The sequence below is a fragment of the Actinoalloteichus hymeniacidonis genome, from assembly GCF_014203365.1.
GTDB classification, from domain to species: Bacteria; Actinomycetota; Actinomycetes; order Mycobacteriales; family Pseudonocardiaceae; genus Actinoalloteichus_A; species Actinoalloteichus_A hymeniacidonis.
In genome coordinates this window covers 5,862,659-5,876,330 of the sequence record NZ_JACHIS010000001.1, presented here as the reverse complement: position 1 = coordinate 5,876,330, position 13,672 = coordinate 5,862,659, and the positions used below count along the sequence as shown (strand labels likewise).

The following is a 13,672-nucleotide window of genomic DNA, read 5'->3' as shown; positions in this document are numbered from 1 at the left end:
GCCGTGAGCGACGCCGAACTCCGGCGACTCGTCAAGGGTGTGCTGCTGCCCGGTTTCCTCGGCAGTGGCCCGCCACCGGACTGGGTGCGGGCCTGGTTGGCCGAGGGGCTGGGCGGGGTGGTCCTCTTCGGCCGCAACGTCGTGGACGACGAACAGGTCGCCGCCCTCACCGAGGTGTTGCGAGCCGAACGCGAGCACCTGGTGGTCGGCATCGACGAGGAGGGCGGCGATGTCACCCGCCTCGACGCCGAACTCGGTTCGGTGGTACCCGGCAGTCTCGCGCTGGGCGCGGCGGCCGACGTCGAGCTGACCCGGTCGGTCGCGGCGGCGATGGGCAGACGCCTGGCGGCCTGCGGGATCACGGTGGACTTCGCCCCGAGCGCGGATCTGCTCTCGCCGACCGGTGATCCGGTGATCGGCGTCCGCTCCTTCGGCTCCGACCCGACGGCGGCCGCGACACAGGTCGCGGCCTTCGTCACCGGCCTGCAGTCCGCCGGGGTCGCCGCCTGCCTCAAGCACTTCCCGGGACACGGCGCCGCCGAATCCGATTCGCACCACGCGCTTCCGGTGCTGCCGCGCACCGAACAGGAGATGTTCGACCGCGACCTCAAGCCCTTCCACGCCGGAATCCAGGCCGGGGCGCGGTCGGTGATGACCGGGCACCTGGTCGTCGAGGACTGGGGGCCCGAACCCGCCACCCTCAATCCGAGGGTGCTGGGCGGCGTGCTGCGCAGCCGGCTCGGCTTCGAAGGGCCGATCATCACCGACGCGCTGGAGATGGCCGCGATCTCGGGACACAGCCCCGATTCGATCGCGGTCGACTCCGTGGTGCCCGCAGGCATCGGCCGGGGCGCGGTGCTGGCCCTGGCGGCGGGTGCGGACGGGCTGTGTCTGGGTGGCGAACTGGCCGACGAGAGCGTTGCGCTCGCCGCCGAGGAAGCCATCCTGGCCGCAGTCTCAGCGGGCATCCTCAGCCGAGAACGCATCGCCGAATCCGCAGGAAGGCTCGCCACCATCGGCGTGCCCGCCGTCGACATCTCGACGGCGCCACCGGCGCGGGACACCGTCGAGATCGGTCGCACCGCCGCTCGCCGGGCGTTGCGGGTGCGGGGCGAACTCCAGCTGTCCGGGCCGCCCTTGGCGGTGGACCTCGCGGTGGCGCCGACCATCGCCGTCGGAGACGTGCCCTGGGGGCTGGGACCGGCATTGCAGGCTGCGGCCGCCTCGGCCGGTCTGCCGGAGATCCGGACCCTGCGGCTGACCGAAGCCGAACCGGATCGGGTGATCGCCGCTGCGGCGGGCGGGCCGGTGATCGTCACCACCCGAGACGCCCACCAGCACCGATGGGTGCGTGAGCTGATCGGGCGACTCGCCGAAGCCGGGCTGGAACTGGTACACGTCGAGACAGGGGCACCCGGCGCCCTACTCGGCGAGTTCCCCCGGATCGACTCGCATGGCGGGTCGCTGGTCTCGCTGCAGGCCGTCGCCGAACTCGTCCTCGACGCCCAGACATCGCCGAAGGGCCAGACCTCGCCGAAGGGATCGTCATGACCGACTCGCGGGCCGGTGTCCACACCGAGGCCGAGATCGCCGAGCAACCCGCCGTGTTCGACCGGCTTCTCGCGGCCCGCGCCGAGACCGCGCAGATCGCCGCCGCGATCGCCAGGCGTCGCCCACGGTTCGTGCTGCTGGCCGCCAGGGGGTCGAGCGACCACGCGGCGCTGTACGCGAAGTATCTGACCGAGGTGCTGCTGGAACTGCCCGCCGGGCTGGTCTCACCCTCGACGACCACGCTCTACGGGGCGCGTCCGGACCTCAGCGACGTCCTGTTGATCACGGTCAGCCAGAGTGGCGGCTCGCCGGACCTGGTGGAGGTCACCGAGCGGGCCCGCGCACAGGGTGCGTTGACCGTCGCCGTGACCAACACCATGAACTCGGACCTGACCGGGGCCGCAGAGCTGGCGGTGGACATCCAGGCGGGCCGGGAGGTGGCCGTCGCCGCGACCAAGACCTACACCGCGACCCTGCTGTCGCTGTATCTGCTGCTGGACGCGGTGCGCGGCGGCAGCGCCGAACATGCCCTCGGGCTCGGCGAGGTGGCCGCCACCGCGCTGGCGAAGGCCAAGGACCCGGTCACCGAGGCCGTGCAGCGCTGGCGGTTCGTGGACCGGGTCGTCACGACGGGGCGGGGCTTCTCGTCGGCCACGGCGGCCGAGGCTGCGCTGAAACTGGCGGAGACGAGCTACCTGTCGGCCCGGTCCTACAGCGGCGCCGACCTACTGCACGGTCCCGTCGCCGCCGTCGACGAGGAGACCGCGGTCCTGGCCATCGCGGGCGAGGGCGCGGGCGGCCGGGCCACCTCGGCCGTGCTGGACGTCGTCGGTTCGCGTGGCGCCGACGTCGTCGCGGTCGGTTCGGCGGCCCACACCCTGACCGCCTCGGTACAGGTGGGTGTGCCGGTGACGGCCGAAGAGGTCGCCCCGATCATCGAGGTGCTGCCGGTGCAGCAATTGGCCCTGGGGTTGTCGGTCGCCCGTGGATTCGATCCCGATCGCCCCCGGGGCCTGAACAAGGTCACCAAGACCCGCTGACCCCGAGTCGGCCGGGCAGGCCGACGCCTCAGCTCTAAGCGCCGCCCCGGACAGCCACGTGCCGAGGTGACAGTGTCGTCACCGAGGCACGATCACCGGACGTCGAGTCCTGGACCGGTCGATCGCAGGCGTCCAGCGTTCCTGCGCCGTCTCATCGAGTTCGGCGACCGTGGCGCCGAGCTCGTCCTCCGCCGGATTGCCGCGCCCGCTGCCCGAACGGCGGCTACAGGCCGTCGGCCCGCGCAGCGACGCGAGCTGTGCGGCCTCGACCGGAATCCTGGGCCGCTCTCGCCGAGCACCCAGGTGTCGATCGGGGCCACCGCCCTCGGTGTGGTTCGATCGGTCGGTCTGGCTGGGCTCATCGTGGTGCCGACCGGGTGCGAGGACGCCCGCTGTGGCCTGGACTCGCGGTAGCGAGCTCTCGGTCCGCCCATGGTCGTCATCGGTGGTCGATGCCGGTGCGGGATTGCCCGCATCGGCGGCGAGCTGCTCCAGGAAGGGACGCAGATTCCGAGTGAGGTGTCGGTGGATATCGCGCAGCTCATGAGAGCGAAGACCGCTCAGAGCGGCGCGGAGTCGGGCGGCGATGTCATCGGACGGCGTCATGCGCACGGGTCTGTCCGCGCGAGCTTCATCAACGGAGAGCCTCCACGAGATCACGTTGTGTGATCACCATCGTGCCGGCTGCCGGGTGGACCGCGTCAAGCAAGATCGCCCGACCGACTGACACGACCGAGAGAACGCTTGCCATCGGCGCGGCGATCGGTTCCGACGGTCGATCTCGGCGACGGCGCGACCAAGGGTGTAGTCCGCTCCACTGTGCCCGAGGGGAAGCCCGGCCAGACTGGTCCACGCCCGACCTGCTCTACAAGGAGATGAACTCGTGCGGGAACGCTTAGTCTCGGTGCGAAGCGCCGCGACATATTCCCTGATCAATGTTGTCACGTTCCCCATCGCGGTGGCCTTCTTCTGCGTGCTGATGGTCAGCGCGGCGCTGATTCCGCTCGGCATCGGGATCATCACGACCCCGATGTTGTTGGTGCTGCTGCGAAACTTCAGCAACCTGGAGCGTCGCCGGGCCGGTGCCTATGTCGACCGGCCGGTCCAGACCCGTCGGCTGGACTTGTCGGGCCGAGGCTTCGGCGCCTTTCGAGAGGCACTGGGCGACCGGTTGATCTTTCGTGACTTCGGCTGGTTGTTCGTCCGATTCACCGCCGGCATGGTGTTGGGCGTACTGACCTTGATCCTGGCCGCAGCGCCCGTGCTCTCCATCCTCTTGATCCCGTCCTGGCAGTTGCTGCCCGGGCTGAACGTGGCAGGCGTCGAGATCACCGCGTGGTGGATGGCCCTCACGCTGCTGCCGCTACAGGCGATCGTCTTCGCGTTGCTGGCGCCCTTCGTGACGCCGTGGTTGGCCCGCGTGCAGGCCCAGCTGAGCCTCACCCTGTTGTCCTCGGCGACCAAACGCGAACTCGCCGATCGGGTGGAGACGCTGACCGAGACCCGGGAGAGTGCGCTGGTGGCGCACGGCGCCGAACTGCGGCGCATCGAACGCGACCTGCACGACGGCACCCAGGCCCGACTGGTCAACATCGCCCTGCGGCTGGGTATCGCGGAACGGACCTTCGCCGACGATCCCGCTGCGGCGATCAAGCTGATGCAGCAGGCCAGGGACGGCGCGGAGGAGGCGATGACCGAGCTGCGCGACGTGGTCCGAGCCATCTACCCGCCGATCCTCGCCGACCGAGGACTCGCAGGCGCCCTGAGCGCGCTGGCCGCCCGCTGCACGGTGCCGACCACCTTGGACATCGGCGGCATCGGCCTGTACGAGGACGGCACCGAATCGGCCGCCGCAGCGGAAACGGCACTCGGGCGGATTCCGGCCGCGGTGGAGGCGGCCGCGTACTTCGTCGTCACCGAGGCCCTGACCAACGTGGGCAAGCACAGCGGCGCGAAACTGGTCACCGTGTGGGTGCGGCGCGTCGGTGACGATCTCTACGTCGCCGTCACCGACGACGGCAAGGGCGGTATCAACGAGGACGGCGGTTCCGGGGTCGCGGGCATTCGCCGCCGGGTCGCGGCGCTGGACGGCGCCGTGACGGTCGAGAGCCCGCTGGGCGGACCGAGCACTATCACCGTGGAGTTGCCATGCGGGTCGTGATCGCCGAGGACAACGTGTTGCTCGCCGAGGGACTGAATCTGTTGCTGACCTCGGCGGGATTCCAGGTCGCCGCCACGGTCGCCGACGGCCCGAGCTTCCTGGCCGCGGTCGCCGAGCACCAACCCGACGTCACGGTGGTCGACGTGCGACTGCCGCCGAGTTTCCGTGATGAGGGCATTCAAGCCGCCCTCGCCGCCCGCCGTACCGGGCCTGCCGTGCCGGTGCTGGTGCTCTCGCAGTACGTGGAGCGCACCTATGCGCGGGAGCTGCTTCGCGACGGTCGTGGCGGAGTGGGCTACCTGCTCAAGGACCGGGTCAGCCGAGTGGAGACCTTCCTGGATGCGTTGCGTCGGGTCGCCGACGGCGGCACCGCGATGGACCCGGAGGTGGTGGCGCAGCTGTTGGTTCGACGCGACGGCGACGCCGTGGACACCCTGACGCCCCGCGAGCTGGAGGTGCTGCGGCTGATGGCGCAGGGCCGGGACAACGCGGCGATCGCCGCCGAACTCGTCGTCACCGAACGAGCCGTGCACAAGCACATCGGCAACATCTTCCAGAAGCTCGGTCTGACCCCGGACGAGAGCGGACACCGCCGGGTGCTGGCGGTACTGCGTTATCTCGGTGGCGACCACGACCAGCCGACGCCGAGTGCGCTCGGCGGCCGGTAGCGATCAGTCCACCGGCTGGGCCGTGTAGCCGTAGTGGCAGGGACCGACCGGATGCCCGGCCGGGAGCAGCTCACCGGGCAGCGGCGGGATGTCCACGCTCGTCCAGTCCGGTCGGTCCTCGTCGTCCAGGGTCACGGTGCCGAGGTCGGTGATGTTCACCTGCTCGCCGTCGACATAGGTGGCCAGGGTGAAGCCCGCCAGCCCGCCGTAGCGCTCGAACCAGTACCCGCAGGCCCACCGCAGTTCGTCGGGGTCGGTGACCACGAGCTGTTCGAGGTGACCGGTCGAGCCGTGGCCCGCGTCGTTCTCCAAGAGGTAGTAGCTGTAACCGATCGACGACGGATCGGGCTGCTCGCCCTCCAGCACCTCGTCGAGCAGAGCCAGACCCGCCTCGGCGGTCGGGTCGGACGAGTCGAGGGCGAGCACCGCGTCGTAGAGCTCGCGGGCCTCCTCGACACGGCGCTCCACGGCCTCCTCCTCGGAGTCGGAGTCGAAGGACTCCTCGCCGTTCAACATGGCGGTGATCTGTTGGACGAGCCTGCTGGCCAGCAGCCCGGCGGCGATCGTGTCCTCGGGCTTGCGGGACAACGCGATTCGCAGCCACATCTCGCCGGGCCAGCGGTCGTCGACGCTGTCGCCCTCGTCGAGGGTGGGTTGCAGGCACAGCAGCCTGCCGAGTTCCCTGGCCGCCTCGGCCTCGCCTGCCTCGGCCGCGTCGCGCAGCGTGTCCAACGTCTTGTCGATGCTCGTCATCGGCGACAACGCTACCGGGTGGCCGCGGGTGCTCTCGGCGCCGTGTCGTCGCCACGCGGCCGCCTACGGCACTGCTCAGGCCTGCTGCCCGAGGATCGTTCCGAGTGCGACCGCGATGACACCGACCACGAGGTTGAGTCCGACGTTGAGCGCCGCCTGCCACCGGTGACCCTGCTCGGCGAGCGCCACGGTCTGGGCGGCGAAGGTGGCGTAGGTGGTGAAGGCACCGCAGAAGCCGACGCCGAGGACCACACCGATCGATTCCGCCGCTCCCGCCGAGCCGAGGGCGGCGAGCAGCAGGGTGCCGATTCCGTTGACCAGCAGCGTCGGCCAGGCCACCCGGGGACCCTCCCGGTGGAGCAGGGCATGGGCGAGATGACGCAACACCGCGCCGACGGCGCCCGCCACGGCGATCAGCAGCACGTTGATCACCCGGTTCGCCGCCTGAGGCGTGCGATCCGATGCCCGATTCGGCGGCCCGCGACGGTCGCGATCAAGGCGGCGCCGAGCGTGCCGATCAGATAGAGCATCGCGAGCACCGGCCGACCGGTCGCGACGAGCCCGTCGATATCGAGTGCGTAGGCCGAGAACGTCGTGAAGCCCCCGAGCACGCCGGTGGCCAGGAAGGGGCGCAGCAAGGGGTGGCTGCCGTCGTGCAGGACCGAGGTCAGCACGCCGATGAGCAGGCAGCCGACGATGTTGATCCCGAGGGTGCCCAGCGGTTTCCCGCCCGGTGCATCGGCGACGGCCAAGCCGATGCCGTACCTGGCCAGCGTGCCCAGCGCGCCGCCCGCCGCCACCGAGGCATAGCCGGACAGCGGGCCGATGTCTCTCATCAGGCAGTCGACTCTAAGCCTCGCCGGGCACGTCGTGGCGGGCGACACACGACGCGGCTCGCGTCGGCGGGGTGCAAGCAGCGCGCTTGCTGTAGTTAGCACTTGGGGTTACCGTGGAGTACGTGCGGAGGGAGTGAACCGATGGAGCGAGTCGACAAAGTGGTCAACCAAGCGGTGGCCGACATCGGGGAGTACATCCGCACCCAGCGGAACAACGCGCAGATCTCCCTTCGGCAGCTGGCGAAGCAGGCGGGTGTCTCCAACCCGTACCTGAGCCAGATCGAGCGCGGCCTTCGCAAGCCAAGCGCCGAGATCCTGGCGCAGATCGCCAAGGGGCTGCGGATCTCCGCCGAGACCCTGTACCTCCAGGCGGGGCTCCTGGAGCGTCGTGGCGGCGGCCCGGTGGTCGACGCGATCCATGCCGACCCAGATCTGACCGAGCGGCAGAAGCAAGCGCTGCTCGCCGTGTACGAGTCTTTTCTCCAAGAGAAGGAGTGATCTCCCACCATGCCCACCGTGCCCGGTTCCGAAGATGTCAAGAAGGTCCGTGAGCAGGCAGACGCCGCAGTCGTCACCGCAGCGGAACAGGCACGCACCCCGTTGCTCGCCGCGCTGGGAGCGGGCGATCTGGCCGCGAAGGCCGTCGTCGACCTGCTCGGCAAGGTCCGCGAGCGTGTCACCGAGGGCGCCGAGGCCGCCCGAGTGAGCGCCAACGGTCTGCCGCAGGACTTCGACGAGCTTCGCCAGAAGTTGGACCCGGCCGAACTCCGCAAGCTGGTCGACGCCTACACCCAGGCAGCCCTCCAGCTCTACGGACACCTTGCCGAGCGGGGCGAGGCGACCCTGGACCGGCTGCGGGCGCGGCCGGAGGTGCAGCGCGCCTGGAGCCAGGTCGAGACCGGCGTCGAGAGCGCTCAGGAGCGCGTCGAGCATGTCGTCGACGATGTGCGCGAACTCGCCGATGACGTCCTCGGCAAGGTGACCCGCACCACTCGCTCGGTCGGGGAGAAGGCGGCCAACGCCACGGAGCAGGCCGCCGAGGATCTCGCGGACGCGACCAAGGAACAGTCCGACGAGATCGCCGACGCGGTGCTGGAGACCGGCGCCAAGGCGGGTTCGACCGTGCGCAGCACCGCCCGCAAGGCCGCCAACCGCGCCGCGCAGGGCAAGAGCGACTCGGCTGAGTCCGGCGCCAAGTCCTCGACCCGTTCGACCACCCGCTCGACGACCAAGGCGACCGGCACCAAGGCCGCGAGCTCGAAGGCCAAGGGCCAGTCGGCCAAGGCCAAGGGTTCGGACGACGAGAAGAACGCCGACTGATTCGATGCGACCGGAAGCCGCCCGCCCACGGCGGCAGGCAACGCCGTCGTGGGTGAGAATGCGGCCCGTGCCGTCGTAGGCTGGTACCCATGTCCGTGCCTTCGGCGCTCGTGCCGCAAATGTGGATCATCTTCGCGATCTGGCTCGCGGGCATTCCGACCGGGTTGTTCGCGTTCGTTCATGCGTTGTCCCAGCGGGCCGACGCATTCGTGGCGGCCGACAAGCTGAGCAAGAATGCCTGGCTGGGGATCACCGGCGGTGCCACCGCAGTGCTGGCGTTGTTCCAACCATCCGGGACCGGGGCGCTGTTCTGGATCGCCGGTCTGGTTGCCTCGCTGGTCTACCTGGTCGATGTCAAGCCGAGGATCACCGACGTGCAACGCGGGCCGCGGTGGTGAGCGCGCGGTGAACTGATCCACGGGTGCCCGTCGAGGCACCGGGCGGGCACGCCGAGCGGTCGGGCGCTGCCATAGCCTCTGGCCATGACCCATCCCCGGACTCTCGGCGCCCTGGAACTGATTCCCGCCCTGGACAACCTGGATCTACTCGCCGAGCCGGTGGCGGCCGGTCTGCGCGCGCTACCGGAAGCCTCCGCAGCCCGCTGTGGCGTCGTGGCGATCGACCCGGATCTGGCCGACACCGCAGCCCTGACCGAGCACTACGGCCTGTCGCTGGCGGTCTCGGCCAACTGCGTGGTCGTGGCGGGTAAGCGCGAGGGCGTCCGACGCTTCGCAGCCTGTCTGATCCTGGCCAACACCCGCGCCGACGTGAACGGGGTCGTCAAGCGACGCCTCGACGTGCGCAAGGCGTCCTTCGCTCCGCAAGCCGAGGCCGTCGACCTCGCGGGCATGGAGTACGGCGGCATCACCGCGATCGGGCTGCCCGCCGATTGGCCGCTGTTGATCGACCCGGCCGTCGTCGCCACGGAGTTCGTCATCGTCGGCAGCGGTTTGCGGCGCAGCAAACTCGTCGTGCCCGGCGACCTGCTCCCCGAACTGCCCTCGGCCGAGGTCACCGCAGAGCTGGGCAAGTCGATCGGCTGAGCCGGGTTCGCTAGAACACCACGGTGCGATTGCCGTGCATCAACACCCGATCCTCCAGGTGGGACCGCAAACCCCTGGCCAACACGACCTTCTCGATGTCCCGGCCCTTGCGGACCATGTCGTCGATCGAATCCGTGTGGTCGACGCGGATCACGTCCTGCTCGATGATCGGCCCGGCATCCAGCTCGGCCGTCACGTAGTGACAGGTGGCCCCGACCAGCTTCACACCCCTGGTGTGCGCCTGGTGATACGGCCGGGCGCCGACGAAGGACGGCAGGAAGCTGTGGTGGATGTTGATCGCCCGGCCTGCCCACGCCGCGCACAGTTCCACCGGGAGCACCTGCATGAATCGGGCCAGCACCACGGCATCCGGATCGTGTGAGTCCACGATGCCCTTGATCTCGTCGAACGCCGCCAGCCGGGCCACCTCGTCGGTTCCCGCCTTCGGGAACCGGACGTGGTGGAACGGGATGCCGTGCGCCGTGGTGACCGAGGCGAGCGCGTCATGGTTGCCGATGACGGCCTTGACGTCGACGTCCAACTCGCCTGCCGCAACCCTGCCCAGCAGGTCGTAGAGGCAGTGCGCGGCCTTGGACACCAGGATGACCACCCGCTGCCGCTGTCCGGTGTCGCTGATCCGCCACTCGGTCCGCTCGCCCAACTCCGCCGCGACCGGAGCGAAGCGTTCCCGCAGTTCCTCGACGGTCAGCGACAGCGAGTCGGCGCGGACCTCCTGCCTGGTGAAGAACCAGTTGGTGTCCGGATCGGTGTGGTACGAGGCCTCGACGATCCAACCGCCCAGCTCCGCGAGGAAACCGGCGATCGTGGCGACGATGCCGGTGCGGTCCGGGCAGCCGAAGGAGATCACGTAGCGACGTTCGGGTCTCGACACGGTCATTGAGTCTGACAGCCCAGCTGACCAGGCTCGTCGGCGCGGTGGCCGGTGTGTCGAAGCCGATGTCGATCCGGCCGTGCCTCGGGCTCGTCGCCCCGCTCAGTCGGACGAGGTCCTCGGTTCGACTCCCTCCATCATGAGCGTCAACATCCGGTCCATCACGGCCTGGCTTCGCTTGGTCCGGTCGCCGGTGTGGTCCTCGGTCACGGCCAGGATTCCGGCGACCAGGTTGATCAGCTCCGGTGTCGTCAGGTCGGCGCGGATCTCGCCTGCCTGCTGGGCCCGTGCGAGCAGCGAGCCCGCCGCCCGGTGCAGCAGTTCGTTGCAGGACATCTCGTGGCCGGACTCCTCGTCCTGGAACGTGATCGACGCCGAGTTGGTGAGGCTGTGGATGGCACCTGCATCGGCCAACGCCATGCGCAACCACTCACGGAGGGCCGCGCCGGGGGACGGCGCGTCGAGCAGCTCACGGGCCTGCCTGGACAGCGTCTCGATCCGGTCGCGGAACACCGCGTCGAGCAGCGCCTGTCGGGTGGGGAAGTGGCGGTAGAGGGTGCCCGGCCCGACCCCGGCCCGCGTGGCCACCGTGTCGAGCGGGGCGCCGATGCCCTGTTCGCTGAAGAGCGCGCGGGCGACCTGGATCAGCTGTTCTCTGTTGCGTCGAGCGTCGGCACGCAGGGGCCGGGAAGCACCTGGGGTCGACGGAATGCCATCGGTGGTCATCGGACTCCCGTACTTACCGGAGGGAGTCTCCGTATATGCTCGTTCATAGCGGAGACACACTCCGTTTCTTCCGGTCCCGGCGGCCGCTCCACCGGGATGCCTGCACCGACATCGTCCCCGACGCCGGGTGGCGACATCGCGGAGCAGGTCAGGAAGCCCGTCGGCGACGAGGAGAACAACGATGGCCGAACCCGAAGTGCGCCGCCTTCCCGACCTGGGCCGAGTCGGCGTCTGGACCGGCGGTGCACCCTGGCAGTCGCCCGGTCGCAACGCCGAACTCGCAGCAGAGGTGGAAGAGCTGGGTTACGGCGCGGTCTGGTTAGGCGAGGGAATGACCCGCGACCCCTTCCTGGACGCCGACGCCATGCTCCGCGCCACGAGCAGGCTCACCCTCGCCACCGGGATCGCCATCATCGCGCTGCGACAACCATGGGCGGTCAACTCCCTCACCGCCAGACTGGCGGACGCCCACCCGGATCGCTTCCTACTCGGCCTGGGCACCAGCAACGCCGCCGTCGTCCGTGACCTGCTCGGCCTGCCGTTCGACAAGCCCCTCACCGCGATGCGCGACTACCTCGCCGGACTGGACGCAGCCCGCGCCGCCATGGCCGCCATGGGCATCGACGCTGTCGGGCCACGTCAGCCCAGAGTGTTGTCGGCGCTCGGGCCGAAGATGCTTGCCCTGGCAGCCAGCCACGCCGAGGGGACCCACCCCTACCTGGTGCCGCCCGAGCACACCGAGCTGGCCAGACAGACCCTCGGCCCCGGACCGTTGGTCGCGCCGGAACAGGCGGTGGTACTCAGCACCGACCCGGCTGTGGTGCGGCGCCGGGCCCGAGCCCATGTGGGCAGCTATCTTGCGCGGTCCGCCTACCCGACCAACTGGCTCAGGCTGGGCTTCACCGAAGAAGACCTCGCCGACGGCGGCAGCGATCGGCTGGTGGACGCAGTGGTCGTGGGCGGCGATGCGGAGACCATTCGACGGCGAGTGCAGGCCCACCTGGACGCGGGCGCCGACCACGTCTGCATCCAGGCACTCGGGGACGATCCGATGGCGATCGACGTCGACCAGTGGCGAGAGTTGGCGCCTGCGCTGCTCTCCTGATCGGTGGCGCATGCTCGGTCTGCGGGGTCGAACGGCCGACGTTCAGGCGGGGCTGGCGGTCGAGCCTGCTGGCCCCGCCGGACCCGTAGCCCGACGCGGTGCTCAGCGCCCGGCGGATTGCCCCGCGGCATCCCTCACCGTGCCTGGGAGGTAGCGCGCGTGGCTCCACCTCGCAACAGGGAGTCTGAGGCAGGCGATCACGGTGTACCGCCAGCGATCAGGACGCGGGCGCCACGCAGGACCAGTCCAGGGTGACCTCGCCCAATCGCCAGCGTCGTCGGTTGTCCAGCACCGGCCAACCGCGTTCGACGAGTAGCCGCACCGTCTCCACCCAGCGGGCGCGCGGCCCGAACGGGCTGATCGGCGCGGCATTGGCCCAACACGCGTCGAGATCCACGAAGAGCGCGTGGACCCGCTCGCCCGGCACATTGCGATGGATCAACGACTTGGGCAGCCGCTCGGCCAGATCGGCGGGAGTCTCGATGTCGGCGGGACGGCAGGCCAGCGTGAAGGTCGACGGTCCGGCCTCGGTGAGCAGGACCCAACAGCACCGCCTGCCGATCTCGTCGCAGGTCCCCTCGATGAGCAGCCCGCCCGGCGCGAGCCTGTCCAGCAGGGTTTGCCAGGCCGCCGCGGCATCGCTCTCGGAGTACTGCCGCAGCACGTTGAACGCCCGCACCACGTTGGGCCTGCGGCCCGCCAACTCGAAACCGCCCCTGGCGAACTCCAGCGTGGGCGGCTCGGCCATCGGCTGGGCCGCCGCCACCCGTTCCTGGTCGATCTCCAGGCCGAGCACCCGCAGGTCGTCGACCTCGGTGCCGAGTCTGCGAGCCATCTCCAACGTGGTGACCGGCGAGGAGCCGTAGCCGAGGTCGATCAGCAGCGGGTCGGCCGGGGCGCGCAGGGCCCGCAGCACCGCAGGCGTCCCGGTCATCCAGCGATCCACCCGGCGCAACCGGTTGGGATTGGTCGTGCCCCTGGTCGGCAGGCCGAGCGTTCGCGCGCGGCCGGCCGCCAGCCGGGGCGCCCGCTTGGCCATCGTCGTCAGTCCGTCGGCCTGCCCGCGATCACGTCCAGCGTGAATCGCGATTCGGCGTCGAGTAGCTTGCCGACCTGCTCGGCGACCAGGCCTTCGACCATCCCGCCCATCAACGGGATCTTGGCGGTCACCGTGCCGGTGCCCAACATCTGCGCGCCGATGCCGTGCTCCTCGATGAGCATCCGGCCCTCGATCCGGACCTTGGCGCCCTGCATCTGGGCGATCACCACGCCCTCGTACCGCTGGTCGCCCACCCGGGTCCACGTCTCGGTGCGGTCGATGATGATGCCGTTCGGAGCCAGGGCCCGCACGGCGCTGGGCAGATCGCCCTCGGAGATCCCGTGCCGCAGCACCACGGTCGCCGTCTCGTCGTCGGCGGTCCGGGAGACCAGCTGCGCGTCGGCCCCACCGAGCCTGCGCAGCCTGCCCGTCAGGTACTCCTCGTCGACGAGGAGGCGGTAGAGCTTCTCCGGCTTGACGTCATCTGATCGCACGCTGAACTGGATGGGACGGGCCATGGGAGGAAAGGCTACCGTTG

At 70.1% G+C, this 13,672-nt stretch carries 17 protein-coding genes; 9 read left to right on the top strand and 8 right to left on the bottom strand.

Annotated elements, in window-relative coordinates; all coding sequences use genetic code 11:
• Window positions 1-3: 3 nt before the first annotated feature.
• Both BKA25_RS25070 and BKA25_RS25065 read left to right on the top strand, forming a co-directional pair.
• A complete protein-coding gene (locus tag BKA25_RS25070; RefSeq protein WP_069846176.1) occupies window positions 4-1,551 on the top strand; it encodes a glycoside hydrolase family 3 protein in 1,548 nt (515 codons plus the stop codon).
• Complete coding sequence (locus tag BKA25_RS25065) at window positions 1,548-2,591, top strand: SIS domain-containing protein (protein WP_069846178.1); 1,044 nt, start codon at window positions 1,548-1,550, stop codon at window positions 2,589-2,591. The genes BKA25_RS25070 and BKA25_RS25065 overlap by 4 nt, the downstream gene beginning before the upstream one ends.
• 78 nt (window positions 2,592-2,669) lie before the next feature.
• On the opposite strand, the gene BKA25_RS25060 is transcribed toward BKA25_RS25065, so the two are convergent.
• Window positions 2,670-3,197, bottom strand: a complete 528-nt coding sequence (locus BKA25_RS25060; protein ID WP_069846180.1) for a hypothetical protein — start codon at window positions 3,195-3,197, stop codon at window positions 2,670-2,672.
• A gap of 277 nt (window positions 3,198-3,474) precedes the next feature.
• Here BKA25_RS25060 and BKA25_RS25055 point away from each other — a divergent pair, with 277 nt between their 5' ends.
• Window positions 3,475-4,752, top strand: coding sequence for a sensor histidine kinase (locus tag BKA25_RS25055; protein ID WP_157420904.1), 1,278 nt, complete (start codon window positions 3,475-3,477; stop codon window positions 4,750-4,752).
• Entirely contained in the window at window positions 4,740-5,420 is a 681-nt protein-coding gene (locus BKA25_RS25050; protein WP_069846183.1) for a LuxR C-terminal-related transcriptional regulator, read from the top strand. The genes BKA25_RS25055 and BKA25_RS25050 overlap by 13 nt, the downstream gene beginning before the upstream one ends.
• Before the next feature lie 3 nt (window positions 5,421-5,423).
• Here BKA25_RS25050 and BKA25_RS25045 read toward each other — a convergent pair whose 3' ends face one another.
• The 3 genes from BKA25_RS25045 to BKA25_RS25035 form a co-directional block, all read right to left on the bottom strand.
• Window positions 5,424-6,173: a hypothetical protein gene (locus BKA25_RS25045; RefSeq protein WP_069846185.1), complete on the bottom strand. Its 750-nt coding sequence runs from the start codon at window positions 6,171-6,173 to the stop codon at window positions 5,424-5,426.
• A 75-nt stretch (window positions 6,174-6,248) separates the two neighbouring features.
• Complete coding sequence (locus tag BKA25_RS25040; RefSeq protein WP_084642424.1) at window positions 6,249-6,605, bottom strand: fluoride efflux transporter FluC; 357 nt, start codon at window positions 6,603-6,605, stop codon at window positions 6,249-6,251.
• The gene (locus BKA25_RS25035) at window positions 6,602-7,009 is read right to left on the bottom strand and encodes a fluoride efflux transporter FluC (protein ID WP_069846186.1); all 408 of its coding nucleotides are present in this window, start codon (window positions 7,007-7,009) and stop codon (window positions 6,602-6,604) included. The genes BKA25_RS25040 and BKA25_RS25035 overlap by 4 nt, the downstream gene beginning before the upstream one ends.
• A gap of 141 nt (window positions 7,010-7,150) precedes the next feature.
• Here BKA25_RS25035 and BKA25_RS25030 point away from each other — a divergent pair, with 141 nt between their 5' ends.
• From BKA25_RS25030 to BKA25_RS25015, 4 genes are all read left to right on the top strand, one after another.
• Window positions 7,151-7,507: a helix-turn-helix domain-containing protein gene (locus BKA25_RS25030; protein ID WP_069846188.1), complete on the top strand. Its 357-nt coding sequence runs from the start codon at window positions 7,151-7,153 to the stop codon at window positions 7,505-7,507.
• 9 nt (window positions 7,508-7,516) lie between these two features.
• On the top strand, window positions 7,517-8,329 hold the full coding sequence (locus BKA25_RS25025; RefSeq protein ID WP_069846190.1) for a hypothetical protein: 813 nt from the start codon (window positions 7,517-7,519) through the stop codon (window positions 8,327-8,329).
• Window positions 8,330-8,418: 89 nt separating this feature from the next.
• Complete coding sequence (locus tag BKA25_RS25020; protein WP_172803718.1) at window positions 8,419-8,727, top strand: DUF2516 family protein; 309 nt, start codon at window positions 8,419-8,421, stop codon at window positions 8,725-8,727.
• An 84-nt stretch (window positions 8,728-8,811) separates the two neighbouring features.
• Window positions 8,812-9,372 (top strand): YbaK/EbsC family protein, encoded by a 561-nt coding sequence (locus BKA25_RS25015; protein ID WP_069846191.1) that lies wholly within the window; start codon window positions 8,812-8,814, stop codon window positions 9,370-9,372.
• A 10-nt stretch (window positions 9,373-9,382) separates the two neighbouring features.
• Here the strand turns inward: BKA25_RS25015 and purU are convergent, their stop codons facing one another.
• Entirely contained in the window at window positions 9,383-10,264 is an 882-nt protein-coding gene (gene purU / locus BKA25_RS25010) for a formyltetrahydrofolate deformylase (protein WP_069853190.1), read from the bottom strand.
• A gap of 102 nt (window positions 10,265-10,366) precedes the next feature.
• Window positions 10,367-10,990 (bottom strand): TetR/AcrR family transcriptional regulator, encoded by a 624-nt coding sequence (locus BKA25_RS25005; protein WP_069846193.1) that lies wholly within the window; start codon window positions 10,988-10,990, stop codon window positions 10,367-10,369.
• 181 nt (window positions 10,991-11,171) lie between these two features.
• On the opposite strand from BKA25_RS25005, the gene BKA25_RS25000 reads away from it, so the two are divergent.
• A complete protein-coding gene (locus BKA25_RS25000; protein ID WP_069846195.1) occupies window positions 11,172-12,095 on the top strand; it encodes a TIGR03620 family F420-dependent LLM class oxidoreductase in 924 nt (307 codons plus the stop codon).
• 217 nt (window positions 12,096-12,312) lie between these two features.
• On the opposite strand, the gene BKA25_RS24995 is transcribed toward BKA25_RS25000, so the two are convergent.
• Entirely contained in the window at window positions 12,313-13,134 is an 822-nt protein-coding gene (locus BKA25_RS24995; RefSeq protein ID WP_069846196.1) for a class I SAM-dependent methyltransferase, read from the bottom strand.
• Between the two features lie 5 nt (window positions 13,135-13,139).
• Window positions 13,140-13,652, bottom strand: coding sequence for a DUF2505 domain-containing protein (locus BKA25_RS24990; RefSeq protein WP_069846198.1), 513 nt, complete (start codon window positions 13,650-13,652; stop codon window positions 13,140-13,142).
• Between the last annotated feature and the right edge of the window lie 20 nt (window positions 13,653-13,672).